This is a genomic window from Pseudomonas sp. JAI115, from assembly GCF_014200835.1.
In the GTDB taxonomy this organism is placed as follows: domain Bacteria; phylum Pseudomonadota; class Gammaproteobacteria; order Pseudomonadales; family Pseudomonadaceae; genus Aquipseudomonas; species Aquipseudomonas putida_A.
This window is the reverse complement of record NZ_JACHCY010000001.1, coordinates 322,350-346,711: the sequence shown is the minus strand read 5'-3', so window position 1 is coordinate 346,711 and position 24,362 is coordinate 322,350. Positions and strand designations below refer to the sequence as shown.

General features: G+C 60.4%; 13 protein-coding genes. 8 read left to right on the top strand and 5 right to left on the bottom strand.

What is annotated here, in order from left to right; translation table 11 throughout:
- Positions 1–162: 162 nt before the first annotated feature.
- The 4 genes from HDC30_RS01495 to HDC30_RS01480 are packed head-to-tail and all read left to right on the top strand — an operon-like array spanning position 163 to position 5,662.
- A complete protein-coding gene (locus tag HDC30_RS01495; protein WP_183780186.1) occupies positions 163–2,013 on the top strand; it encodes an extracellular solute-binding protein in 1,851 nt (616 codons plus the stop codon).
- Positions 2,000–3,064, top strand: coding sequence for a microcin C ABC transporter permease YejB (locus HDC30_RS01490; protein WP_027613698.1), 1,065 nt, complete (start codon positions 2,000–2,002; stop codon positions 3,062–3,064). The genes HDC30_RS01495 and HDC30_RS01490 overlap by 14 nt, the downstream gene beginning before the upstream one ends.
- Positions 3,064–4,086, top strand: coding sequence for an ABC transporter permease (locus tag HDC30_RS01485; RefSeq protein ID WP_183780183.1), 1,023 nt, complete (start codon positions 3,064–3,066; stop codon positions 4,084–4,086). The genes HDC30_RS01490 and HDC30_RS01485 overlap by 1 nt, the downstream gene beginning before the upstream one ends.
- A 1-nt stretch (position 4,087) precedes the next feature.
- Entirely contained in the window at positions 4,088–5,662 is a 1,575-nt protein-coding gene (locus tag HDC30_RS01480) for an ABC transporter ATP-binding protein (RefSeq protein WP_183780180.1), read from the top strand.
- Positions 5,663–5,895: 233 nt separating this feature from the next.
- Here the strand turns inward: HDC30_RS01480 and HDC30_RS01475 are convergent, their stop codons facing one another.
- Both HDC30_RS01475 and HDC30_RS01470 read right to left on the bottom strand, forming a co-directional pair.
- Positions 5,896–6,213, bottom strand: a complete 318-nt coding sequence (locus tag HDC30_RS01475; RefSeq protein ID WP_027613701.1) for an SCP2 sterol-binding domain-containing protein — start codon at positions 6,211–6,213, stop codon at positions 5,896–5,898.
- Between the two features lie 62 nt (positions 6,214–6,275).
- On the bottom strand, positions 6,276–6,986 hold the full coding sequence (locus HDC30_RS01470) for a histidine phosphatase family protein (protein WP_183780177.1): 711 nt from the start codon (positions 6,984–6,986) through the stop codon (positions 6,276–6,278).
- A gap of 204 nt (positions 6,987–7,190) precedes the next feature.
- Here HDC30_RS01470 and sohB point away from each other — a divergent pair, with 204 nt between their 5' ends.
- On the top strand, positions 7,191–8,222 hold the full coding sequence (sohB, locus tag HDC30_RS01465; RefSeq protein ID WP_027613703.1) for a protease SohB: 1,032 nt from the start codon (positions 7,191–7,193) through the stop codon (positions 8,220–8,222).
- Positions 8,223–8,409: 187 nt separating this feature from the next.
- Entirely contained in the window at positions 8,410–13,140 is a 4,731-nt protein-coding gene (locus HDC30_RS01460) for a dermonecrotic toxin domain-containing protein (protein ID WP_183780174.1), read from the top strand.
- Between the two features lie 24 nt (positions 13,141–13,164).
- On the opposite strand, the gene HDC30_RS01455 is transcribed toward HDC30_RS01460, so the two are convergent.
- Both HDC30_RS01455 and HDC30_RS01450 read right to left on the bottom strand, forming a co-directional pair.
- The gene (locus tag HDC30_RS01455) at positions 13,165–13,659 is read right to left on the bottom strand and encodes a DUF934 domain-containing protein (protein ID WP_098964198.1); all 495 of its coding nucleotides are present in this window, start codon (positions 13,657–13,659) and stop codon (positions 13,165–13,167) included.
- A complete protein-coding gene (locus tag HDC30_RS01450) occupies positions 13,643–15,301 on the bottom strand; it encodes a nitrite/sulfite reductase (protein WP_183780171.1) in 1,659 nt (552 codons plus the stop codon). The genes HDC30_RS01455 and HDC30_RS01450 overlap by 17 nt, the downstream gene beginning before the upstream one ends.
- A 524-nt stretch (positions 15,302–15,825) precedes the next feature.
- Here HDC30_RS01450 and HDC30_RS01445 point away from each other — a divergent pair.
- The gene (locus HDC30_RS01445) at positions 15,826–16,899 is read left to right on the top strand and encodes an ABC transporter substrate-binding protein (protein ID WP_183780168.1); all 1,074 of its coding nucleotides are present in this window, start codon (positions 15,826–15,828) and stop codon (positions 16,897–16,899) included.
- Between the two features lie 6 nt (positions 16,900–16,905).
- Here HDC30_RS01445 and HDC30_RS01440 read toward each other — a convergent pair whose 3' ends face one another.
- Positions 16,906–17,124: a DUF2970 domain-containing protein gene (locus HDC30_RS01440; protein WP_025112547.1), complete on the bottom strand. Its 219-nt coding sequence runs from the start codon at positions 17,122–17,124 to the stop codon at positions 16,906–16,908.
- A gap of 177 nt (positions 17,125–17,301) precedes the next feature.
- On the opposite strand from HDC30_RS01440, the gene HDC30_RS01435 reads away from it, so the two are divergent.
- On the top strand, positions 17,302–24,318 hold the full coding sequence (locus tag HDC30_RS01435; RefSeq protein WP_183780165.1) for an NEL-type E3 ubiquitin ligase domain-containing protein: 7,017 nt from the start codon (positions 17,302–17,304) through the stop codon (positions 24,316–24,318).
- Positions 24,319–24,362: the final 44 nt, after the last annotated feature.

Sequence of the window (24,362 nt, the reverse complement as noted above, 5' to 3'; positions counted from 1 at the left end):
GGCCTGTTGCACATCACAGGTAGGCAGGATGTTTGGTGATTGTTCGGGCCTCATCGCTGGCAAGCCAGCTCCCACAGGGATTTGTGAACACCGCAAAACATGTGGGAGCTGGCTTGCCAGCGATGAGGCCATAAACAGCACCGTGCAAAAAAGGATCTGCCAATGCTATCCAGGCTCATTCTGCTCAGCGCTTTTGCGCTCTCAAGCCCATTCAGTTGGGCCGCCCCGCAACCCGCGTTAACGGTCTACGGCGAAACCCCCAAATACGCCCCGGACTTTCAACACCTGGCCTACGCCAACCCCAACGCCCCCAAGGGCGGGACACTGCGCCGCTCCTCACTGGAAAGCGGTCCGTTCGATCACCTGATTCCGTACATCGACAAAGGCACCGGCGTCGCCGACATCGACGGCTGGCTCTACGCGCCGCTGGCCTATCGCAGCAAGGATGAACCCTATAGCGTCTACGGCCTGGTGGCGCAGCAGATGGAACTGGATGCGGATCGTCGCTGGTTGCGCTTCTACCTCAATCCCAAGGCCCGGTTCGACGACGGCACGCCAATCACTGCCGAAGACGTGCGTTACACCTTCGAACTGTTCACCACTCAGGGCAGCCTCAAATATCGCCAGCAGTTTCGTGACGTCGCCGACGTCGTGGTGGAGTCGCCAACGCAAGTGCGCTTCAACTTCAAGAACAACGACAGCCGTACCTTGCCGCTGGATCTGGCGACGCTGCCGGTGCTGCCCGAACATTGGTGGCGTACGCGCAACTTCGCCGAGGGCGCCGGTTTCGAGATCCCGCCGGGCAGCGGCCCGTACCGGATCAGCGCGGTGGATGCCGGGCGCAGCGTGAAATTTCAGCGCGTTGCCGACTGGTGGGCCAAGGACCTGCCGATCACTCGCGGCCTCTATAACTTCGATCACTTGAGCGTGGAGTTCTTCGCCGACACCGATGTTTCCCGGCAAGTGCTCAAGGCCGGTGGCTTCGATTACAACCGCGAGTTTTCCGCGACCAGTTACACCATCGGCTATGCCGGGGCGGCGCTGGAGCAAGGCAAATTGCTTCGCGAACATCTGGCGCCGGGTGCTGCGCAAGGTTCGCAGGGTTTCGTGTTCAACCTGCAAAAACCGATGTTTCAGGATCGTCGGGTGCGGCAGGCGATCGCCATGCTCTGGGATTTCGAATGGAGCAATCGGCAAATGATGCGCAGCATGTACCTGCGACAGCGCAGTTATTTTTCGCACAGCGCATTGGCCGCCACCGAGTTGCCGGACGCCGAGGAACTGAAAATTCTCGAACCATGGCGCGGCAAGATCCCCGACGAGGTGTTCACCGAGGTCTTCGAAGCGCCGAAAACCGACGGCAGCGGCAACATCCGCGCCGAGCAGTTGCAGGCCTTGAAGCTGCTGGAAGCCGCCGGCTGGAAACTCCGTGGCGATCAGTTGGTGAATGCCAAAGGCGAGGCGCTGCAGTTCACTTTTCTCAATGGCCAGAAGGGCTTTGAACGACTGCTGCTGCCGTTCAAGCGCAACCTGGCGCAGATCGGCATCGGCTTCGATATTCGCCAGGTCGACACCGCGCAATACACCAACCGCGTGCGCAATCGCGACTACGACATGATCGTGGTCGGCTACCCGGTGAGTCAGGCGCCGGGGCGCGAGATGTTCAATTACTTCGGCTCAGACGGCGCCGACGATCCCGGCTCGAACAACTACATGGTGCTGCGTGATCCTGCGGTCGATGCCTTGCTCGAAGGGCTGGTGCAGGCCGACAACCGCGAAAGCCTGCTGCGCCATGCCCATGCCCTGGATCGGGTGTTGCAGTGGGGGTATTACTGGATTCCCAATTATTACCCGCCGGGGATCTCCACGGTGTGGTGGAACCGTTTTGGTCGTCCGGCGACGGCGCCGTTGTATGACGCCGGACTCGATACCTGGTGGGAAATCAGCCCGACCGCGCTGACCGCCACGCAGATGCAGCAACAGCAAAAGGAGTACGCCCATGTTGGGTTATAGCCTGCGGCGTCTGCTGCTGATCGTGCCGACGTTGCTCGCCATTCTGCTGGTCAACTTCGTCATCGTGCAGGCCGCGCCGGGTGGCCCGGTGGAACAGGCGATTGCCCGGTTGCAGGGCATTGGTGTCGGCGCGGCGGTGGGCGGTGGTCATGTTGAAACCATCGGTGGCGAATCCCGCGCCACCCGGGGGCTCGACCCGAAACTGGTGGCCGACATCGAGCGTCAGTACGGCTTCGATAAACCGGCCGGTGAGCGCCTGTGGCTGATGCTCAAAAGCTACGCGCAACTGGATTTCGGCCAGAGCTTTTTCCGTGGCGCCAGCGTCACCGAACTGATCTGGCAGAAGCTGCCAGTGACCTTGTCACTGGGCTTGTGGGCCACGTTGATCACTTACCTGGTGTCGATTCCGCTGGGCATCCGCAAGGCCGTGCACAACGGTTCGGCGTTCGATGTCTGGAGCAGCGTGGCGATCATCATCGGCTATGCGATGCCGGGGTTTCTGTTTGCGCTGTTGTTGATCATCGTGTTTGCCGGCGGCTCCGCGTTGGACTGGTTTCCGGTGCGCGGACTGGTCTCCGACAACTTCGCCGAGCTGTCGCCGTGGGCCAAGGTCGCGGACTACTTCTGGCATCTGGTGTTGCCGGTCACCGCGCTGGTCATCGGTGGATTCGCCACGCTGACCATCCTCACCAAAAACAGCTTTCTCAACGAGATCTCGCGGCTGTATGTGGTGACGGCGCGGGCCAAGGGCCTGAGTGAACGTCAGGTGCTGTACGGCCATGTGTTTCGCAACGCGATGCTGCTGGTGGTCGCCGGATTACCGCAGGCACTGGTGACGGTATTTTTCGGCGGCTCGTTGCTGATCGAAGTGATCTTCTCCCTCGATGGCCTCGGCCGTCTCAGTTACGAGGCGGCGGTGTCCCGCGATTACCCGGTGGTGTTCGGTTCGCTGTTCATCTTCACCCTGTTCGGCCTGCTGATAAAACTCCTCGGCGACCTGTGCTACACGCTGGTCGACCCGCGCATCGACTTCACCGCGAGGACTGCCTGATGCTGACCTTATCTCCCATAGGACAGCGCCGTTGGGCGCGGTTCAAGGCCCATCGACGTGGCTGGTGGTCACTGTGGCTGTTTCTGCTGCTGTTTGGCCTGAGCCTGGGCGGCGAATTGATCGCCAATGACAAGCCGCTGCTGGTCGAGTATCAGGGCCAATGGTATTTCCCGGCGTTCAAGCGCTACACCGAGCAGGATTTCGCCGGCGAACTGCCGTTCCAGCCGGACTATCGCAGCGCGCAGGTGCGGCAACTGATCGAGGGGCAGGGCGGGCGGATGTGGTTTGCGCCGATCCCGTTCGGTTTCGATACGGTGAATTACGACCTGACTGAACCGGCACCGAGTCCACCGAGCGCCGAGAACTGGCTGGGCACCGACGATCAGGCGCGGGATGTGCTTGCGCGGGTGATCTTCGGTACGCGGGTGTCGCTGCTGTTTGCCTTGGCACTGACCGCCGCCAGTGCGCTGATCGGCATTGCGGCCGGGGCCTTGCAAGGCTATTACGGCGGTTGGGTCGATCTGCTCGGGCAGCGATTGCTGGAAGTGTGGTCGGGGCTGCCGGTGTTGTATCTGCTGATTATTCTGTCCGGGTTCGTCGAGCCGAATTTCTGGTGGTTGCTGGGGATCATGGCGCTGTTTTCCTGGCTGAGTCTGGTCGATGTGGTGCGCGCCGAGTTCCTGCGCAGCCGCGGTCTGGAATACGTGAAAGCCGCGCGGGCGCTGGGTGTCAGCGACGCGCAGGTGATCAGTCGGCACATCCTGCCCAACGCAATGAGCGCCACCCTGACCTATTTGCCGTTCATTCTTACAGGAGCGATCGCGACCTTGTCGGCGCTGGATTTTCTCGGTTTCGGCATGCCCGCCGGCAGCGCTTCATTGGGCGAATTGATCGGTCAGGGCAAGAGCAATCTGCAAGCGCCTTGGTTGGGGCTGACGGCGTTTTTTGCCTTGGCGCTGATTCTTTCTCTATTGGTGTTCATCGGTGAGGCCTGCCGAGATGCTTATGATCCGAGGACTTGAGATGAACGATAACCTGATCGAAATACGCGACCTGCGTGTGGCGTTCAACGGCCAGCCAGTGGTGCATGGCATCGACCTCGATATTCGTGCGGGCGAATGCCTGGCGCTGGTCGGGGAGTCTGGCTCCGGCAAATCGGTGACCGCCCACAGCATCCTGCAATTGCTTGACCCGAACATCACGCGGATCGATGGCAGCATTCGTTATGCCGGTGAAGAGCTGCTCGGTGTGCATGAGCGCTATCTGCGCCAGTTACGGGGCAACCGGATCGCGATGATTTTTCAGGAGCCGATGAGTTCGCTGAATCCGCTGCATACGATCGAGCGGCAACTTGGCGAGAGCCTTGCGCTGCACAAAGGCCTGGCGGGCGCGCAAGCCCGTGAACGGATTCTTGAGTTGCTGGAGCTGGTCGGCATTCAGAAGCCGCGCGAACGGCTCAAGGCCTATCCGCATCAGCTCTCCGGCGGCCAGCGCCAGCGGGTGATGATCGCAATGGCGCTGGCCTGCGAGCCGCAATTGTTGATCGCCGACGAACCCACCACGGCGCTGGACGTGACGGTGCAGCGCAGGGTTCTGTTGCTGCTTAAAGAGCTGCAACAGCGCCTGGGCATGGCGCTGTTGATCATCAGCCATGACCTGAATCTGGTGCGCACCATTGCGCAGCGAGTGGCGGTGATGCGCGGCGGTGTGATCGTCGAACAGGCGTCGTGCGGGCAACTGTTTCGCGCGCCGCAGCATCCTTACAGCATCGAATTGCTCAACGCCGAGCCCGGGGGCGAAGCGCTGTGCCGGGATGTCGCGCAGGACTTGTTGCAGGTGCGCGATCTGAATGTGCGTTTTCGCCTGAGCGGCGGTTGGCTGCGGCCGAAGAATTGGCTGCAGGCGGTCAAGGGCATTGATCTGAACCTGCAGCGCGGCAAGACGCTGGGGATTGTCGGCGAGTCGGGCTCGGGCAAGTCGACCTTGGGTCAGGCGATTTTGCGCCTGATCGACGCCGAGGGCAGCATTCGCTTTGCCGGTGAGGCGCTGGAGCAATTGAGCGGCAAGCAGCTGCGGCCACTGCGCAAACGCCTGCAAGTGGTGTTTCAGGATCCGTTCGGCAGTCTCAGCCCGCGCTTGTGTGTGGAGCAGATCATTGCCGAGGGCTTGCAGGTACACAGCGACTTGAATGCTGCCGAGCGTGAACAGGCGGTGATCGATGTGCTGCGCGAAGTCGGTCTCGATCCGGCGACCCGACATCGCTATCCGCACGAGTTCTCCGGTGGCCAGCGACAACGGATTGCCATCGCTCGGGCGCTGGTGCTCAAGCCTGATTTGATTCTGCTCGATGAGCCGACCTCGGCACTGGATCGCACGGTGCAGAAGCAGATCGTTGCTTTATTGCGGCGGCTGCAGGAAGAGCATGGGCTGACTTATCTGTTCATCAGCCATGACCTGGCGGTGGTGCGGGCGTTGGCTCATGACCTGATTGTGATGAAGGATGGCGAAGTGTTGGAGCGTGGCGAGACCAGTGCGCTATTCAGCGATGCGCAGCATCCGTATACGCAGGAGCTGTTGGCGGCATCATTTGCTGGGTGATGACAGTTCCAACGTAGAAGAAGGTGCATGCTGCAGTTTATGGAGCACCACGTGACCTATGTGGGAGGGGGCTTGCTCCCGAAAGCGGTGTGCCAGGCGGCAAACGTTGTGGCTGATCCGACGCCTTCGGGAGCAAGCCCCCTCCCACCTATGGCCTGTTTATGACGAAACCTGGGAGTCAGACGCAAAAATCCCGCCACAGGGGCGGGATTTTCTTCAAACCGAACCAAGTCTTACGACGGGAACAGCTCGGACAGCTTCATCGACAGCATCATGTCGCCTTCAACGCGCAGTTTGCCGCCCATGAACGCTTGCATGCCGTCGGTTTCACCGCTGACGATGTCTTTCAGGGTTGCACTGTCCAGTACCAGGGTGCAGTTGGCGTCCGGGTTTTCACCTTCCTGGATGTCGCAAGTACCGTCTTTGACGATCAGCGCGTAGTGCTTGTCTTCGTCGGTGATGTTGAAACCGAAAACCAGATCCAGACCGGCAGCAGCGGCTGGGTTGAACTTGGCTTGCATCGCTTTTACGGCATCAGCTACGGAGGTCATGGTTCGATCCTTTCTTGGGTTAGGCGCTGGTTGATTACAGCAAGGGTCACAATTATCCGGACTCAGCGGAAAGTGATGAGTTCCGGAGCCTTCAGCAGTTGCAGGTGTGCGTGACTGTTGAAGGAGGCCAAAGCCACCTCGCGACCGCGGAACTTCAGCTGGTTGAGCGAGGTGTTGACGATTTGCCAATTCAGTTCAAAGGCCTGCCGGGCAGGCATCTGGGTAATCAGGTGGAGCAGGGCGGTGATGGTGCCGCCGGAGGTGAACACGGCGATTTTCTGGTTGCCGTCGGCCTGTTCGAGGATCCGGTGCAGTCCGGCCTGTACCCGCTCGACGAAACCCAGCCAGCTTTCCAGCCCGGGGGTGTCGTAGGTGCCTGCCAGCCAGCGCTCGATGACCAGGGCGAAGATACGCTGGAATTCGGCGCTGTTCTGCGCCGCGTTGCGCAGGATGTCGATGGCTTCCGGCTCGTCCTCGAGCATGGCCGGGATCAGGGCGCGGATGATCGCGTCGGCATCGAACTCGTTGAACGCGGAGTCGGTCTCCAGCGTCGGTACCGACAGGCCCTTGGCGCTGAATTGCTCCAGCGCACTGATGGCCGTGTGCTGCTGACGACGCAGGTCGCCGGCCAGGCAGCGATCAAAGCGGATTCCCAGCTCGGCGAGGTGCTGGCCGAGGACTTCTGCCTGGCGCACACCGATGGGCGACAGGACGTCATAGTCGTCTGCACCAAAGGAGGCCTGGCCATGTCGAATCAGATAGATGCTGCCCACGTCCGCGTCATCCCGGTACGTTGAAGGTTTGGCGAGGTTATGAGGATGAAAGAGTGCTGTCAATGAAAAAACATACGCTTGTTTGAAATGCTCGTTACAGGCCTGTTGCCAGAGGTTTCACGGCTGGCCGACGAGGCGGCGCATGGGTATGCTGGAACCATCCCGCGCGTGTTTTGCATCCGCGCATTGTTTTAAGGAGTCTCTGTGGAGTTTTTCACCGAATACGCCAGCTTCCTGGCCAAGACCGTAACGCTGGTGGTCGCCATCCTGGTGGTGCTCGCCAGTTTTGCTGCATTGCGCAGCAAGGGCCGGCGCAAGTCGGCGGGGCAGTTGCAGGTCAGCAAGCTCAACGATTTCTATAAAGGCTTGCGTGAACGTCTGGAGCAGACCCTGCTCGACAAGGATCAGCTCAAGGCGTTGCGCAAGGGCCAGGCCAAATCGGAAAAATCCGAGAAGAAGCAGAAGAACAAACCCGAGAGCAAATCCCGGGTGTTCGTGCTCGATTTCGACGGTGACATCAAGGCCTCGGCCACCGAGAGCCTGCGTCACGAAATCACCGCACTGCTGACCCTCGCCACGCCAAAGGACGAAGTGGTACTGCGTCTGGAAAGCGGCGGCGGCATGGTGCACAGCTACGGCCTGGCGTCTTCGCAACTGGCACGTATTCGCGAAGCCGGCGTGCCGTTGACCGTGTGTATCGACAAGGTCGCGGCCAGCGGCGGTTACATGATGGCGTGCATTGGCGAGAAGATCATCAGCGCGCCGTTCGCGATTCTCGGCTCGATTGGTGTGGTGGCGCAGTTGCCCAACGTCAACCGTCTGCTGAAAAAGCACGACATCGATTTTGAAGTGCTGACCGCCGGTGAGTACAAGCGCACCCTGACCGTGTTCGGCGAAAACACCGAGAAAGGTCGGGAGAAGTTCCAGGAAGACCTGGACATCACCCATCAGCTGTTCAAGAACTTCGTTTCGCGCTATCGCCCGCAACTGGCGATTGATGAAGTGGCTACCGGTGAGGTCTGGCTTGGTGTTGCAGCGCTGGACAAACAACTGGTCGACGAGCTCAAGACCAGCGATGAATACCTGGCCGACCGGGCGAAGAAAGCCGAGGTTTATCACCTGCATTACGCCGAGCGCAAAAGCCTGCAGGAGCGCATCGGCATGGCCGCCAGCGGTTCAGTGGATCGCGTGCTGCTGAGCTGGTGGAGCCGTTTGACCCAGCAACGCTTCTGGTAAGAAAAGGCCAACGAAAAACCCCTTTCACTGTAACGGTGAAAGGGTTTTTTTTGTGGTGGCGGTATATATGTATAGTTTGAGTTTGAATAGTTGATTCGAACTTGAAGTTTTTCATCGGCAATTCGCGCTTTTATAAAAAGGCCTGCTCGATAAGCTGTTGCTACTTTCAGTTTTCGAGATATTCAGTATGTCTTCCTTACCTGTACAGGCTGTCGCGCCTGTATTAACACCCGAACAAAAAGGCATGTTCTTTGAGTTAATCAAGAACAATGCTCCCGGCTGGCTGCTGTCGGCATCGGATGAACTGCGTCAAACACTTTATCAAAGCATGATGGCCAGCCATCGCGCCCAGAGTGAAATGGACCCGTTTCTGAAGACGCTCAAGTCGCCCGAAGCATTTTGCGCGCCGTTACTGACCAGCGCCATGTCGCAAAAGCTCGGCAGATCGCTGGATATCAGCGGAGTGATTTTTCAGCACGTGCGCTCCACTTCCAGTCTGTTGGGCTTGCGCAGGAAGCTGGTATTGCCAATCGATCGGGATCTGCTGATGGCCGCCTGTGAGAATTTTGAAATCAGCGAGACACAGGCGACCAATTACAACGACACTTCATTGATCTATATCCCCGAAAAAGTCACTGGTCGGGAAGCTCGTATATTGCCGATACAACCCCATGAATTTGCGCGATTGTGTCGAACGCTGGATTTGGGAAAACAGTATCAGGAACATCTTCGTGCGGTGTTCAATATCAGCGCCGATGAACATCCATTACGCAGCAAGTTTGTTGCGAACTTGCAGTGTCGCTTCGAGGTGGATCGGCATATAGCAGTAATGAAGAACCATATCAGTGTCGAAGTTCATCGGATGTTACAGGGAGTAAAGGAGCGCGCGGGCCGGATCAGGCTGGGAACCAACACCCTGGGTTATCAGGCCTTGCGGATGCTTGGCGCCACACTCAACGGTGCGCTGTTTATCGGCCCGGTCAGCGAGCACGCCGACAACGACTACCGTTGCGTTGTTTACCTGCCAGGTGATCCTCTGCACCCGCTCAAGGAGTACTCATCCTTCAGCAATTTCGAGAAAGAGTTGAGCGAGCGATTGAAAGACAGTGGATTTCGCCAGTTCTTCATGCGCTATATCAAGATCGGCGAACGCGCCGCGTGGGTGACGGACCTCGAACAGCGCCTGTATCCACGCAGTCACTCGATGCTGCCTCCTACGGTTTTGTATGTGACATTGTCCGGTGTCGATTTCGCGGGTGATCCGTTCAATCTGATGTATCGCCAACACGCCGAACAAACCATGGCGGACGCGCGGCTCATTGTGGTTCCCACGGACGATGAGGACGAAAAAAGCCGACTTGCCCGACTGGACACCTACAAGGCGATCGGCCTGGATCTTTTACTGGTGGCCGCATCGTTCATCCCCGTTGCCGGTGAGTTATTGCTGGCGGTCACGGCGGTGCAATTGCTCTCGCAGGTTTACGAAGGGATCGCCAGCTGGTCCAGAGGCGAGCAGGAACAGGCAACGGATTATTTTTTCGATGTCGTCGAAAACCTGATTCTGATGGCGGCTTTCGCCGCCGGTACGCGAGCGGTGAGCAGCGCGTTCAAAGTCGTCCGGTCATCGGCGTTCATTGAGCGCTTGCGCCTCGTCAACCTGGCTTCAGGGCAGCCTCGCCTCTGGAAGCCCGACCTGCGCCCCTATCGGCTGCGTCGAGCACCGCCTGCCGGAGTGCGACCCGATGAGCGAGGCTTGCGCTGGGTCGATGGCCAGGCGTTTCTGACGCTCGATACACACCATTATGCGGTGCGGCCCGAACCGCAGACCGGATTGTGGGAGGTGATGGCGCCACCGGCGTCTACGATCCGCTATTCGCCGCTTCTCGAAACCAACGACCGGGGGGCCTGGCGGCATGATTCAGAACGAGTTCAGGACTGGGATCGATTAAGACTGTTTCGCCGCTTCGGCTACGCGCGCGAGGACGTGTCGGACGCCGTCGCGCTGCAGATCCTGGACGTCAGTGGCATCGAGGACAGCGTGATGCGCCAGGTTCATGTGGATCGTGGCCATCCGCCGGCGTTGTTGGTCGACACGCTCCGGCGGTTTCGCGCCGATGCAGTGGTGACGGATTTCATCGATCAACTGCAGATTCCGCTGTCGGCGCCCTTGGCAGACCCTGACCTGCAATTGCACTTGTTGACCACATCGACTGCCTGGCCGGCCGACACTGTGGTCAGTGTCCTCGAGGCCGCGGGCACGGAACTGAGCCGTTATGGCGCGCCAACCGCGACCACGACCCTGACCATCAGCCAGCAGGACTTGAGCGGAGGGAAACTCTACCGGTCCCTGCTGGCGGCCCTCGGTAACCGGCAGCGCGAGAGCCTGCTCGGACTGACCTCCCTGGACCCGGCCGTTCAGGCCCGCAGGCTACAGCAAATCGTCGATGCACAGGCGCAAGGTCATCGGGTGCAGCTGTTCCAGCGAATCTACAGGCGCACCGAAGTGGCGGGTAATGGCAGGGTGTCGTTCCTACAGCACTCCTTCGCCGATCTGCCCGCCAGTGTTGCCGAAGAATTGGTTGAGGGTGCGTTGAGTGGCGAGGCGCAAGAGCTGGATGCGGGTCGCGTACCGTTGCGACTGGCGCAAGAAGTCCGTCGATATCGGCAGGCGATCGCTGTCTGTCGGGCCTATGAAGGGTTGCACCTGGATAGCGGCGGTGGTCAAGACACCCACCGCGTGGTGCTCGATGCCCTTGAGCACTTGCCGGGTGGGTCGGGAACGTCATCGTCGCAGATACAGGACGCAGCGGTCAGTCACGACGAGCGTGCGGCAACTGGATCAGGCAAGCCTTATTTTCAGGCGCTATGGCAGGGGTTGTCGACGCATCACCGATCCGCGCTGGGCCTCTCGGGCGATACAACTTCGCAAGCACTGCGGGAGAAAATCACTCAGCTTGCCTACGAACGTCGAGCGACGTTCGCCAGGACGATTGGGGAGCGCCCCGGCGCTGTTTCGCCCCTGAGGCGGGCACACCGTCCACGGTCAGGGGCAGGGACACATTCCGGTACCGATATTTCGGTGATGATACGCCGTGCCCAGGAACTCTATCCGGCACATTCCCCCGCGCAGATCCATGCGCTACTGAACGCCCTGGGCAGAAATGAGATATCGGTGTTGATGAAGCTGGAGATGCTGCGACGGGAATTTCTCGGTATCCGCGAAGCCTTGAACCGTTGGGTGACACGGGACACCTGGTGCAATGGCGTTGATGGTTCATGGCGTGAAGTACCACGGGCGGCGAAAGTTCGTGCGATGCGCGCGATCATCCGCTGTTGGCGCAGAGAGCCAGGGTCTTTTGACGATGCCTTGCCCGATACCTTGAGCTTGGCCCCGGAGCCTTTGGGCGAGTTGCCATTGGTGGTCGGCGACTTCCGCCATGTCACGCATCTGGTGATGGGCGGCATTAATCCGACATTGGGGCTGACGGCGTTTCTGCATAATTTCAGCAACCTGCGAAGTCTCTCCCTGAGGGGAAATCAACTGACCCGGCTACCGTTGGCGCTGGAGCGTTTGCCCTGGTTGACGCATCTGGATCTGAGTGACAATCGGATTCGGCTGCCGTCTGCATCGGCGCCATTGTTGGTGCAGTTGACCCACCTGCGGGTACTGGATCTGGATTTCAATCCGGATCTTGTACATGCCCCGGATGTCAGTCTGCTGCCGAACCTGGAAATCCTGCGCTTGCGTGGTTGCGCCCTTGATCGCTGGCCTGAAGGGATTGTCGGTTTGAACCGACCGCAATTGCTCGATTTGCGCGATAACCAGATAACCACCATACCGCAGGCGGTGCTCATGGGGCCGCCGGCGTTGAACCGCGCCATCCGGCTCATCGGCAATCCCTTGGCGCCTGACGCCTTGCTGAAGATTGTTGCGTACCAGCAGGCGAACGGTGCCAGTTTAGGAGTGATCGGCCGGGCCTATCGTCATCAGCCAAGACCTGGTGTGCAGCCTGAGGGCCAGAGTGCCCGCTGGTTGACCGACCAGCCTGCCGCCGTAGCGACGCCGCGCAGCGTGATGTGGGAGGCCGTGAGGGCCGCGCCTGGCTCGCGGGATTTCTTTGTCGTACTTTCGCAATTGATCCATACGGCTGATTACACCAGGTTGTACCCGTATTTCAGTGAGCGCGTGTGGAATGTCATCGAGGCAGCGGCTGAAGATACAGGGCTGCGCGGCCGGTTGTTCAGCACGGCCCGTGTCGGCACCACCAGCGTCGATGGCTACTCGGCGGTGTTCAGCGAAATGGAAGTTCAGGTGTTGTGCTATCGGGCCATGGTCGCGTCCGGAGTCGGCGGCGCATCGCTCGAACGGCAATTGACCGGGTTGCTCAGAGGCCTGTTCCGCTTGCAGGCTTTGGAGCAGCAGGTCGTGGCGGATATCAATGCCAGCGCCCAACCGAGGGTCTACGAGCACGCACTCGAATTCAGTCTGGCCTATCGGGTGGGACTGGCTGGACGGCTCGATCTGCCGGGACAGCCAAGGGCGATAAGCAGCCCTTTGAACGTCGAGGTATCGCAGGAAAACCTGGATCAGGCCTATCAGGCCGTCATGCGTATAGAAAGCTCTTCAGCGTTTCCTGACTGGTGCGCCAGTCAGCGATTCTGGGTCGAATTTCTCGAATCAGTCCACCCTGATGCTTTCGCCGTCATCAATGATCGGACCGCACGGGCACTGGCGCGTCTTGACGGGCAGACCGAACTCGCGCGCGACCAGGCAGCGGTGCAGATGAACGCGATTCACGACAATTTCAGAAATGAACGTCAGGCGCTGATTCGCCAACTCACCGATCAGGCACTCGCGCGCCATCCGGCCAATGAGCTGGCCAGTTCGGATACAGAAGAGGAGGGAAGTACGCCTTGAGCAGGTGCTCAAGGCGTATTCGAGTCAGCGGCGACGGAACAGCGGCAGCGGTTCGTCAGTGGCGGCCTGGTAGGTCACCGAGAAGTCTTTCAGGCTTTCCAGTGCCTCGTACGGGTCCTTGTCGGCGCGCAGGGCGAACGCATCGAAACCGCAACGGTGCATGTAGAACAGCTGATCGCGCAGCACATCGCCTATCGCCCGCAGTTCACCTTTGAAACCATAGCGGTCGCGCAGCAGGCGTGCGTTGGAGTAGTTGCGGCCGTCGGTGAAAGCCGGGAAATTCAGCGCGATCACCTGGAACTGCGCGACGTCGTCACCGATTTCCTCGGCTTCTTCGTCGGCGTCCAGCCACACACCCAGCCCGCCGTCGCGGGCCTTGAGCGCGTGAGCATGATCGCGCCACAGGGCCAGCGGCACGATCAGGTCGTCGCAGTTGGAGATGCCGTCGAGGGTCGCGTCCTTGGGCAGCAAGTGCCAGGTTTCGTCGACCACCTCGTTGTTCTTAATGATCCGCTGCATAGACGCGTTCCTTGAAGAGGTCGATGCCAATACGCTGGTAGGTGTCGATGAAGCGCTCGTCTTCGGTACGTTGTTCAACGTACACGTCGATCAGCTTCGAGATCACGTCCGGCATGTCGTCCTGGGCGAAGGACGGGCCGAGGATCTTGCCCAGGCTGGCGTCACGGCTGGCGCTGCCACCGAGGGACACCTGGTAGAACTCTTCACCTTTCTTGTCCACCCCAAGGATGCCGATGTGGCCGACGTGGTGGTGACCACAGGCGTTCATGCAACCGGAGATGTTCAGGTCCAGCTCACCGATGTCGAACAGATAGTCCAGGTCGTCGAAACGGCGCTGGATCGATTCGGCGATCGGGATCGACTTGGCGTTGGCCAGGGAGCAGAAATCACCGCCCGGGCAGCAGATGATGTCGGTCAGCAGGCCGATGTTCGGCGTGGCGAAACCACCTTCACGCAGCTCGCCCCAGAGGGTGAACAACTGGCTCTGCTCGACGTCGGCGAGAATGATGTTCTGCTCGTGGGACGTGCGCAGTTGACCGAAGCTGTAGCGCTCGGCCAGATCGGCGACGGCATCGAGCTGCTTGTCGGTGATGTCGCCCGGCGCAACGCCGGTCGGCTTCAGCGACAGGGTCACAGCCACATAGCCCGGCTTCTTGTGCGCCAGGGTGTTGCGCGAACGCCAGCGGGCGAAACCCGGATGCTCTTTGTCGAGTTCGGCCAGGGCGGCAGTCTGGTTCTCCAGCGCCTTGTAGTCCGGATCAACGAAGTGTTTGGCGACGCGATGCAGTTCGGCTTCGGTCAGTGTGGTCTGGCCACCGCGCAGGTGTTCCATCTCGGCATCGACTTTCTGCGCGAACACTTCAGGGGTCAGCGCCTTGACGAGGATCTTGATCCGCGCCTTGTATTTGTTGTCGCGACGGCCATAACGGTTGTACACCCGCAGGATGGCGTCGAGGTAGCTCAACAGGTCCTGCCATGGCAGGAATTCGTTGATGAAGGCGCCGACCACCGGGGTACGGCCCAGGCCACCGCCGACCAGCACACGGAAGCCCAGCTCGCCGGCGGCGTTGTGAACCGGCTCCAGGCCGATGTCGTGGACTTCGATGGCCGCACGGTCAGCGGTCGAACCGTTGACGGCGATCTTGAACTTGCGCGGCAGGTAGGCGAATTCCGGGTGGAATGTAGTCCACTGACGGACGATTTCGCACCATGGGCGTGGGTCGATCAGTTCATCGGCAGCGACACCGGCGAACTGGTCGGTGGTGACGTTGCGCAGGCAGTTGCCGCTGGTCTGGATCGCGTGCATCTGCACGGTGGCCAGTTCCGCGAGGATGTCCGGGATGTCTTCCACCGCCGGCCAGTTGAACTGCACGTTCTGCCGGGTACTGATGTGGGCGTAGCCCTTGTCGTAGTCACGGGCAATCTTGGCCATCATGCGCACCTGACGGGAAGTCAGTTGGCCGTAAGGCACCGCCACGCGCAACATCGGCGCAAAACGCTGGATGTAGAGGCCATTTTGCAGGCGCAGGGGGCGGAATTCTTCTTCGCTCAGCTCGCCTGCCAGATAGCGTCGGGTCTGATCACGGAACTGCTTGACGCGGTCCTCGATGATCCGCTGATCGTACTCGTCGTATACGTACATATAAGTCCTGTTCTCAGGCTTTGGGCTACTCGGAAAACGCTGCGTTTTCGCTTGCTGGAGTCCGATGGTGCCTCGGCAATTACGCGCGCACGGCCGCGCACTCCCTAACGGAGCCGGGGCAATATACCCGTTTGCAGTTATGCGCAAAAGTGATGTTTGAGTATATGTAAAGAACCAAATCGCCTAACGAGAATAGTTGTTGATTAACCCACATTTGTCGCGGGGACAATCATCGTCTTAACTGTGATCGAGTCTTTCTGCAATCACCGATAAAACCGACAAGAGGCGATGCAATGAGCAATCCGACCAAGGCAAGAAAAAGCGATAGCAGTGTCGATGCATGGGCCATTCTGTTCCTGATTATTCTGGTAGTAGGGACGGCGGTATTCTGGGTCAGTCATCAGTAAACGACCGATCCGGGTCCGCTTCCGACGATTGTCGGACAAAAAACGGGATCAGGCGTCAATAGCCGCTGATTAGGGGGCTATAATGCGCGGCCATTTTTCCTTGGGCCCGGATCATTCATGTTGAAGTTTTTCCACCTCAGCCTTCTGCTGTTCGGTGCGGTTTTCGGCTCTGCGGCCCGGGCCGAGTCGGTGCTGTTCCTCAATCCTGGGTCAACTCAGGAAGCCTTCTGGGTCAGCTATTCGCAATTCATGCAGGCGGCCGCCCGCGACCTGGGCGTCGATTTGCAGATTCTCTATTCCCAGCGCCAGCCGGAATTCACCCTGGCTCAGGCCAGAGTTGCCCTGCAGGGACCGAATCGTCCCGACTATCTGGTATTCGTCAACGAGCAGTACGTGGCGCCGCAGATCCTGCGTATGGCGGAGGGCAGCGGGGTCAAGCTGTTCATGGTCAACGCGGTGCTCACCCCCGATCAGCAGGCGCTGATCGGCGAGCGTGCCGATCGCATCGGCAGCCTGGTGCCGAATGACGAGGAGGGCGGCTACCTGATGATGAAGGAGCTGATTCGCCTGCATCCGCCGGTGGCGCGGGGCGAACAGATTGAAGTACTGGCGTTTTCCGGCCTGAAGATCACCCCGTCAGCGCAATTGCGCGAGCAGGGCATGCAACGCGCCTTGGCCGAGTATCCGCAGGTACGACTGCGGCAACTAGTGTACAGCGGCTGGACCCGGCAACGTGCCTACGAGCAGGCGCGGCAACTGGTCAGCCGTTATCCGAAGGTGTCGCTGGTGTGGGCAGCCAATGATGAAATGGCCTTCGGTGCGATGCATGCGTTTGCCGAAGCCGGCAAAGTCCCTGGCAAGGATGTGCTGTTCAGCGCGGTCAATACCTCACCCGAGGCGTTGCAGGCGGTGGTCGATGGACGCTTGAGCGCGCTGGTGGGCGGTCACTTCACGCTGGGTGGCTGGGCGCTGGTGGAATTGCATGATTACGATCAGGGCGTCGATCTGGACCGGTATGGCGGACGTGACCGGCAACTGTCGCTGCTGCAACTGATCGACAAGCATCAGGCACAGCAAATGCTGGCCATGGGCGCCGCGCCGGATTACGGCGTGAGTTTTCGCAAGTTGTCGGCCAAGGAGCGTCCCGCGTCCTATCGCTACCCGTTCAGCCTGCAGATCCTGATGCACTGAACCCTGTCAGACCCCGGCGAAATGCAGCACCAGTTTGACGATGGCAAACAGCGTCAAGGCGAACACGGCGGTGAAACCGATCCCCAGGATCACAAAATGGCTGGGCTTGCCATGGGTGAAGTCCCTTGCCCGGTTCTTCCCGCTTTGCACGCCGAATGCCGCAGCCATCACGCTGTGCAGCATCTGCCAGAAGCTCGGTGGCTTGTTGTCGACTGGATCGTCCATAAATCCCCCGTCCGAAAGGCTGTCCCGACAGCATAGTCAATCCAGCGGGTTGTGCCGTGGTCGCACGCGGGCTCATGACTTGTCCGGTAACACGTCCACGCCAATACGATAACTATGTACCGCAGATCACCGTGGCGGACATGGTGTCCTGTCCTCCCATTTTTCAGGAGAGACAGGATGTCCACTCATCCCCCGACATTGCCCCGCACGCCGGTCAGCGCCAGCCTTCACGGCAAGCGGCTGGAGCAGCTGATCCCCGATTGGCTGATTGCCGCTTCGCCCGCACGGCGAGCCGCGATGAAAGCAGCCAGTACCCGGCCAGCGCACGGCTATCACCCTTTCCCGAATGATCAGCAACAAGCCTTGAAAGAGCGGGTCACGGCGGCCTTTGTCGCCCAGAGCCGACTCGACAGAACCATGGCCGGCCTTGAAAGCGTCGATGCATTTGCCCAGGCGCTGCTCGGCAAGGCACTCAAGGACCAGTTCAACGTCACGGTCGATCTCGGCAAGACCTTGCTGTGTCTCAGACGGCCCCTCGAACTCGGGGTGCTGGAAGTGGAAGTTTCCACGTTCGAAGTGTTGAAGCTGCCCTTGCTGCAAGCGGCATTGCACAACTTCGAGGCTTCGGAATGTGAAGCCGGTGCCTATCACGCCAGATCCGGTTTCGTGGTCGAGACGGCAACCCCGGGCGAGTTTCAGGCAGTAGACATCGGCATCACGGTCAGGCAGTTTCTGACGCTGTGTCGTTCGCTGGACGTCGGTGCCCGTTATCAGGCAAGGATCAAAGCGTTTTTCGAGAAAACCGACACCTTGCGCCGGCACTTCATTGCCAGCCAGAAAACCGCGTTGCGTGCCGCCGCTGAATGGGCGCTGCTGAAACAGGACATCGAGCCCGCCGACTACCGGATGATTCTGTCGGTGGTGGACGGCCAGATCCATCCGCAGCTCGGCGGCAAGGCCGTGTGGTTTCGCGACCTGAGCCTGATGAAGCGGCGGATGACCGGTTGCGTGGTCTTCAGCATCAGCGAGCGCTACCGCTACACCAACGAGTTCATCGTCTACATTCCCCATGACCCACAACACCCGCTCAAGCGCTACACCATGGCGCAGATGCGTGAGGTGTTCAAACGCAAGTTCACCGCTGCTGACCCTACGGCTTCCGCGCCAGGCCCGACCGCTTACCAGCAGTTTTTCAGTCAGTTCGTGGCTTATGCCGACCGCCCTTACTATTTCAGTCAGTTCACCCAAAAGGCTGTGGACTCCCCGAGTGATCCGTTGCATTCGATCTGGGTCAAGGTCGCGCAGCTGATACCGCCATTGTCGACCATCGCGCGGATCAAGGAGCTGCCACCCGAAGCCCCCGGCAAGCGCGAGCCGCAGCCTGACCCGTTTCTCGACCCGTTGCCAACCACGCGCAAAGGCGCGGCCGGGATCTGGGCCGACAACACTGATCTGTGGCAGTACCTCTATGAGCAGCACCAGGCTAAATTCATCGCCGATGCGAAGGCCCACGCCGTCCCCACAGCAGACGTCGACGCCCGGGTACGCGCAGAAAAACTCAGTCATCTGCTCGAACTCGGCATGATGGCGTTGAATATGGTGTCGATGTTCGTCCCGGTACTGGGCGAAATCATGATGACCGTGATGGCCGGGCAACTGCTCTATGAATCATTCGAAGGTGCCATCGAATGGTCGGAAGGTGATCGCCAGGCCGCCAAGGCGCATCTGGTCGATGTGGCGCAGAACCTGGCGCTGATTGGCTTGATGGGCGCGATCGGCAAGGGTGCTGGCCGAATCCAGGCGGCCTCCGCCGAGCCCGTGATCGAGCACTTGCACCCGGTCGAGCGACCTGATGGTTCGGTCCGCCTGTGGAAGCCTGACCTCGATGCTTACGTCAGTGACAGTGTTCTGCCGGCGAGTGCCGCGCCCGATGCGCAGGGCGTGTATCGATTCGACGGCAAGACCTTCATTCGCCAGCAGGGCAAGGTCTACCAGACGCACTACGACGAGACCCTGAAAAGCTGGCGCATCCGCCACCCGCATGATCCTGCCGCGTATCAACCGATCCTTGAGCACAATCGACTGGGGGCCTGGCGCCACAGCCTGGAGCGACCGCTGAGCTGGGATCGACTGACCCTGCTGCGGCGCATCGGGCATTCGACTGAGGCGTTTTCGGATGCGCAACTGCTCGAAATCGCCGATGTCAGTGGTGTCAGTGATGAGGCGCTGCGTCAGATGCACCTCGATCATCAGCCAGCGCCACTGGCCCTGGCCGACACGTTGCGTTTGTATGAGACGGAGCAGCAGGTCGGGCGGCTGATTGATCAGGTCGAACGAGGAACCAGACTGGATGATTCGTATCTGCTGACGCTGCCGATGCTCACACAGATGCCGCGCTGGCCGAGCGGAAAGATTCTGCAAGTCTTCGGCGGAGCGCAGTTGTCGGGTCCCAGCCGGCTGTTCGGCGCGGAATCGGGCTCAATCGAGGGCCAGACGCATACACCGATCCAGGTGACCCGCGCCGAAGTGCTCGACGGCCAATTGCCTGAGCGTATTCTGGCCGCGCTGGATGAGCCGCAAACACGTTGGCTGCTGGGCGCCGAGCCGGCGCGTGTGGTCGAATCCCGGCCGCTGGAACTGCGCAAACAGATCGCCGATTACCTGCGCACCCGGCAACCGGCGATGTTCGACAGGCTCTATGACGAGCCCGCGTTGAACGACCGGCGAATCGCCAGGCTGCAAGCCGCGACACCGGGGTTGGGCAGTTCGGCGGCAATCCGCGTGCTGCTGGAGGCGAACGCCGAGGAGCTGGCGCGCCTGCAAAGCGGCAAGCGGGTGCCGTTGCGCCTGCTGGAGATCTCCCGTGAGTTTGCCCGGCAGCGCCGCTTCAACCACGCGGTCGCCGGCCTGCACATGGAGAATACCGGCGGCAGCGAAAGCCAATGGCTGGCCTTGCGCGCCTTGGAACGACTGCCGGGCTGGTCGGACGAGGTGCGTCTCGAGGTGCGCGAAGGTAGCCTCGACGGGCCGTTGATTGACAGCGTCGGCAGCGAAAGTGCCGGCGAAACCAAGTATCTGGTCAAGCGCGGGCCGGTCTATCAGGCGTACAACGAGCGCGGCGAAGCGCTCAACAGTGTTCCGCGTCACGGCGACAACTTTTTTGCGTCAATCCTCCATGCGTTGCCCGATCAGTCGCGACAGGCCCTGGGTTTTGTCCAGGTTACGCGCAGCGCCGGACTGCGTCGGGCACTGATCGGGTATGTGGCCCGACACCGTGCCGAACTGGCGCGACTGGCGAGCAGACGCCATGGCCACAAGAAGCGCTTCAAGGCGCCGGTGCGGGTACGCCAGCACGGGTTGGGTTATTACGCCAGCGGTCGCGGCGAAGGCGTCAATCCGTTGCTGGTGACGCGCGTGCAGGATGTGTATCCGGCGCTAACGGATCAGCAGGCGGGCGGGTTCATTCTCAAACAACTGGCCGCCGGGCGGACTGACGCGCAGATCTACGAGCTGTTGCAAAGGCGCCTGCGTGAATGGCAGGAACTCGAATCGACGCTGGCGCAATGGGAAGGTGTGCCGGCCCCGGAGCCGACGCTGGAGTCGATGATCGGCGGCCGATCCAGCGTGGTGCGCAGCCTCAAGCAGAGCTGGCGCAATTCGCCGCTGGCCGATAGCCGCGTGAGTGCCGCACGACTCGATCTGACCTGCGACGACCCGTTGCCGGTGCTGGCCGCGGATTTTTCGCATGTGCGCGATCTGCGAGTCAGGGGGCGGTGCATCACCGATGCCAACGTCGATGAACTGTTGGGCAATTTCCCCAGGCTCAAGGCGCTGCGCATCAACGCCACCGCAGAAGCGTTCACTAACGTGCCGGTGGTGTTGCAGACCTTGCCGGAATTCACTGACCTGACGCTTTACAGCGCAATGCCCTATGCCGCCGATATGCCGGTACGCCTGGCTCAATTGACCCGGCTGGAAGCTTTGAGTGTCAGCACCTCGAGCTATCAGCCGCTGGCCTTCGACGTCAGCGGCATGCGTAACCTGCGCACACTGGAAATCGTCGCCTATTCATTGTTCGACTGGCCTGCGGGTGCGCTGGAGTTACCGGCCCTGGAGCGTCTGAACCTCAGGGACACCGGAATCAGCACCGTGCCGGCAACACTGTTGCAGGGGCATGGAAAACTCTGGTCGGGGCTGTCGCTGGACTGGTCAAGATTCTCCCGGGAAAACTTCACGGGCGTGTACGAATACGTCAAGACCCATCCAGAACACCTGATCGATCGAGAGACGATGGTCAGGGATTATTGCCGCGGCGAGTTGCGGCGCCTGGGCGAGGGCGTGAATCAGTCACCCGAGGGGGTGTTCAATCGTTTCTTCGAGCAATGGCCGGACGAGCAGCAGCGTTTCACCGCGATCAATGCCTTGAGCGATCAATATGCTGCGCTGGATAGCCAGCTCAATCAGTGGCAGCAGCGCGTGGTGGTGTCGGCAGAATCGCTGCGCGAACTTGTCGCGCGATCAAACCTGGCCCATGTCCTCAAAACCAGTTGGCGCAAGGGCATGTTCAAACGCTACGACGCGACCATCAGTGCTTCGACCCTGGACTTGTCGGGGCTGATGCTCAGCGAACTGCCGGCATTACCCGCTGACGCATTTGCGCATGTACGCACGCTGCTGCTCAGTGGCCAGCGCGTTGCAGCCGTGCAGATGCGCGGTTTCCTCAGTGCGTTCAGCGAAGTACGAACCCTTGATCTGAGTGACAATGCCTTGCACGAATGGCCGATCGAGTCGCAAAGCCTTTCTCGCCTGGTGCACCTGGATCTGGCCGACAACCAGTTGACCGACGCTTCAGGCCTGGAGCGCGGATTGAGTGAATTGCCTGCGCTCGAACAGTTGAATCTGCGGAACAATCCGCTAAGCGAACTGAACGTTGGCAGCCAGCAGCGTTTGAAGGCCCTCGACCTGCAGGCAACGCACCTGCAACAGTGGCCGACAGGGGCCGAAGGTCTGCCGCAACTGGCGTGGCTGGATCTGCGCGACACCCGTATCAGCACGCTGCCGCCTGCCGTACTCGAGAGCACCGCACTGCTCAATATCAACCTGACCGGTGCGCCGCTGACCGCAGCGGCGTCGGCTGAACTGCGTCTGGCGCAACTGCGGCTCGAGCACACCCTCGGCCTGCCTGCCGGCGCGCTGGATGCGTTTGCCCGGCAGCCGGTGCCGGCGACTTTTCCGCCGGCGGAGAACGGTTTGTCAGTGGCCCGCCAGTTGCTGCCGCTGACGCAGGCACCTGTCAGTACCGGGCTGACACGGATGCGCCAGAACCTGCAGCGAGTGCAGCCGGCCCTTACCGATGAACAAACCACGCAATTGATCGAGGCGCTGCGCAATGAGGGTGCGACCGAAGTGCAGATCAGCGAGCGGATCACCGGTTGGAGTCAGACCTTTGAAACCCTCGTTCGCCAACTCAATGGCTGGCTGTATACCCGGGAAACCCGTGGCGTCGATTGGGTCATCTCCTCGCAATCACGCAGTCTGGCGGCGTGGCGCATCCTCACCTGCTGGCGCGCACGGTTATCGGTTGCCGGGGTCGATGCGGTTCTGGATCTCAACGGCCTGCAATTGGGCGATCTGCCGCCGCTGCCTGAGGACTTTGGGCATGTCGGCAGTTTGAACCTGACAGGCACACGAGTGACGGCCGAGGGCAGCAACGGCTTTCTCAAGGCTTTCACCCGCCTGCGCAGTCTGACCCTCAGTGGCAATGAGCTCGCAGCGCTGCCTGATGTCGTCGGGCAAATGCCGGAGCTTGAGCGACTCGAGCTGGCCAGCAACAACTTCAGTGACACCGAGCAGCTGTATGCCGCGCTGTCCGGTCTGCAGCATCTGCAGGCACTGGACCTGAGCTACAACCCTCTCGATGCGTTCGACGTCAGTTACTTCGAGCATTTGCAAAGTCTGGATCTGCGCAACAACAACCTGGCCGAATGGCCGGCCGGGACGCTGGATGCGCAGCACCTGCGGACACTCAACCTCAGTCGCAACGACATCACCGCCATCCCCGAACAGGCGCTGGACGGTCAGCACGATGAGCTGATGGACGGCACCGACCTGACTGACAACTACAACCTGTCGGAGGAGTCGCTTGAAAGGCTCAGAACCTATCAAGCTGCGGGTAACCGCCCGCGAGTGCTTGGTTTTTCCAGTTCCGATCTGGAGGAAATGGCTGACGACGTTGCCGGCGGGCTGAGTGAAACCACCGACAGCATCGAGTCCGACGAAACCCTCCCGGGCGAACAGGCCCATGCGCAACAGAAAGCGCCGTGGCTGGCGAATCTGCCGGCGGATCAGGCGTTGGCACGCGACAAGCTCTGGGATCAACTCGCTGCCGAACCGGATAGCGCGGCATTCTTCCATTTGCTTGATCGATTGCAGGACACCCAAGAGTTTCGCGTGGCCAACGCCGATCTGACCCGACGGGTGTGGATGGTCATGGAAGCGGCGGCGGCCAACAGTGAGCTGCGCGAGGTGATTTTCGCCGGTTCGTCCACACACGGGACTTGCGTGGACGGGCGCATCCTTACGTTCAGTGGTCTGGAGAGTAAGGTCTTCACCTACAACGCCTTGCTCGATTTGCCGGCGGGCCGCCCGGGAATCCGCGGCGAGGCCTTGTTGTCGCTGTCGCGGCAGCTGTTTCGGCTGGACAAGGTCGATGAGCTGGCAAAAGCGGCGGCTGCTCGCAGTGGCTTCGACGAGGCCGAAGTACGCCTCGGTTACCGGATCGGTCTGACCGGGGGCTGGGACGATGGACTGGAGTTGCCCGGGCAGCCGAAAAACATGAAATTTGCCTCCGGTGTCACCCCGCAGCAGTTGGTCAATGCGCGGGCCGAGGTGGTCAGCGCGGAACGCTCCGAGAGATTTCTGGAGGACCTGATCCAGCGCGATTACTGGCTGGACTATCTCAAGGAGCAGCAGCCCGAAGCGTTCAGGCAAATGGATGAACTGCAGTTGATGGAGGAGGGCGAGGACGAAGGTCTGAGTGCTGACGATCCGCTGTATCTGAGCAGGTTGTTCGACCAGGCGGCCGCGCGAAATGCCAGGCTCATCGAATTGTCGCGAGAGGAGATTGAACGGATCGGTTTGTCTGCCGGCAACGCACAACGGCCCGGTACATCCGGGCCATTGTCAGGCGGGTAAAACCCGCTGAACGGTCAGTCCCTGGCGGGTCCGGGGACTGAGCG

What these genes read in the sequence shown, in the direction of transcription:
- HDC30_RS01480 (WP_183780180.1), top strand. Translation starts at nt 4,088, where the DNA reads ATGAACGATAACCTGATCGAAATACGCGACCTGCGTGTGGCGTTCAAC.
- HDC30_RS01485 (WP_183780183.1), top strand. Translation starts at nt 3,064, where the DNA reads ATGCTGACCTTATCTCCCATAGGACAGCGCCGTTGGGCGCGGTTCAAG.
- HDC30_RS01455 (WP_098964198.1), bottom strand. Translation starts at nt 13,659, where the DNA reads ATGCAGCGGATCATTAAGAACAACGAGGTGGTCGACGAAACCTGGCAC.
- HDC30_RS01490 (WP_027613698.1), top strand. Translation starts at nt 2,000, where the DNA reads ATGTTGGGTTATAGCCTGCGGCGTCTGCTGCTGATCGTGCCGACGTTG.
- HDC30_RS01460 (WP_183780174.1), top strand. Translation starts at nt 8,410, where the DNA reads ATGTCTTCCTTACCTGTACAGGCTGTCGCGCCTGTATTAACACCCGAA.
- HDC30_RS01435 (WP_183780165.1), top strand. Translation starts at nt 17,302, where the DNA reads ATGTCCACTCATCCCCCGACATTGCCCCGCACGCCGGTCAGCGCCAGC.
- HDC30_RS01445 (WP_183780168.1), top strand. Translation starts at nt 15,826, where the DNA reads ATGTTGAAGTTTTTCCACCTCAGCCTTCTGCTGTTCGGTGCGGTTTTC.
- HDC30_RS01450 (WP_183780171.1), bottom strand. Translation starts at nt 15,301, where the DNA reads ATGTACGTATACGACGAGTACGATCAGCGGATCATCGAGGACCGCGTC.
- HDC30_RS01495 (WP_183780186.1), top strand. Translation starts at nt 163, where the DNA reads ATGCTATCCAGGCTCATTCTGCTCAGCGCTTTTGCGCTCTCAAGCCCA.
- HDC30_RS01440 (WP_025112547.1), bottom strand. Translation starts at nt 17,124, where the DNA reads ATGGACGATCCAGTCGACAACAAGCCACCGAGCTTCTGGCAGATGCTG.
- HDC30_RS01475 (WP_027613701.1), bottom strand. Translation starts at nt 6,213, where the DNA reads ATGACCTCCGTAGCTGATGCCGTAAAAGCGATGCAAGCCAAGTTCAAC.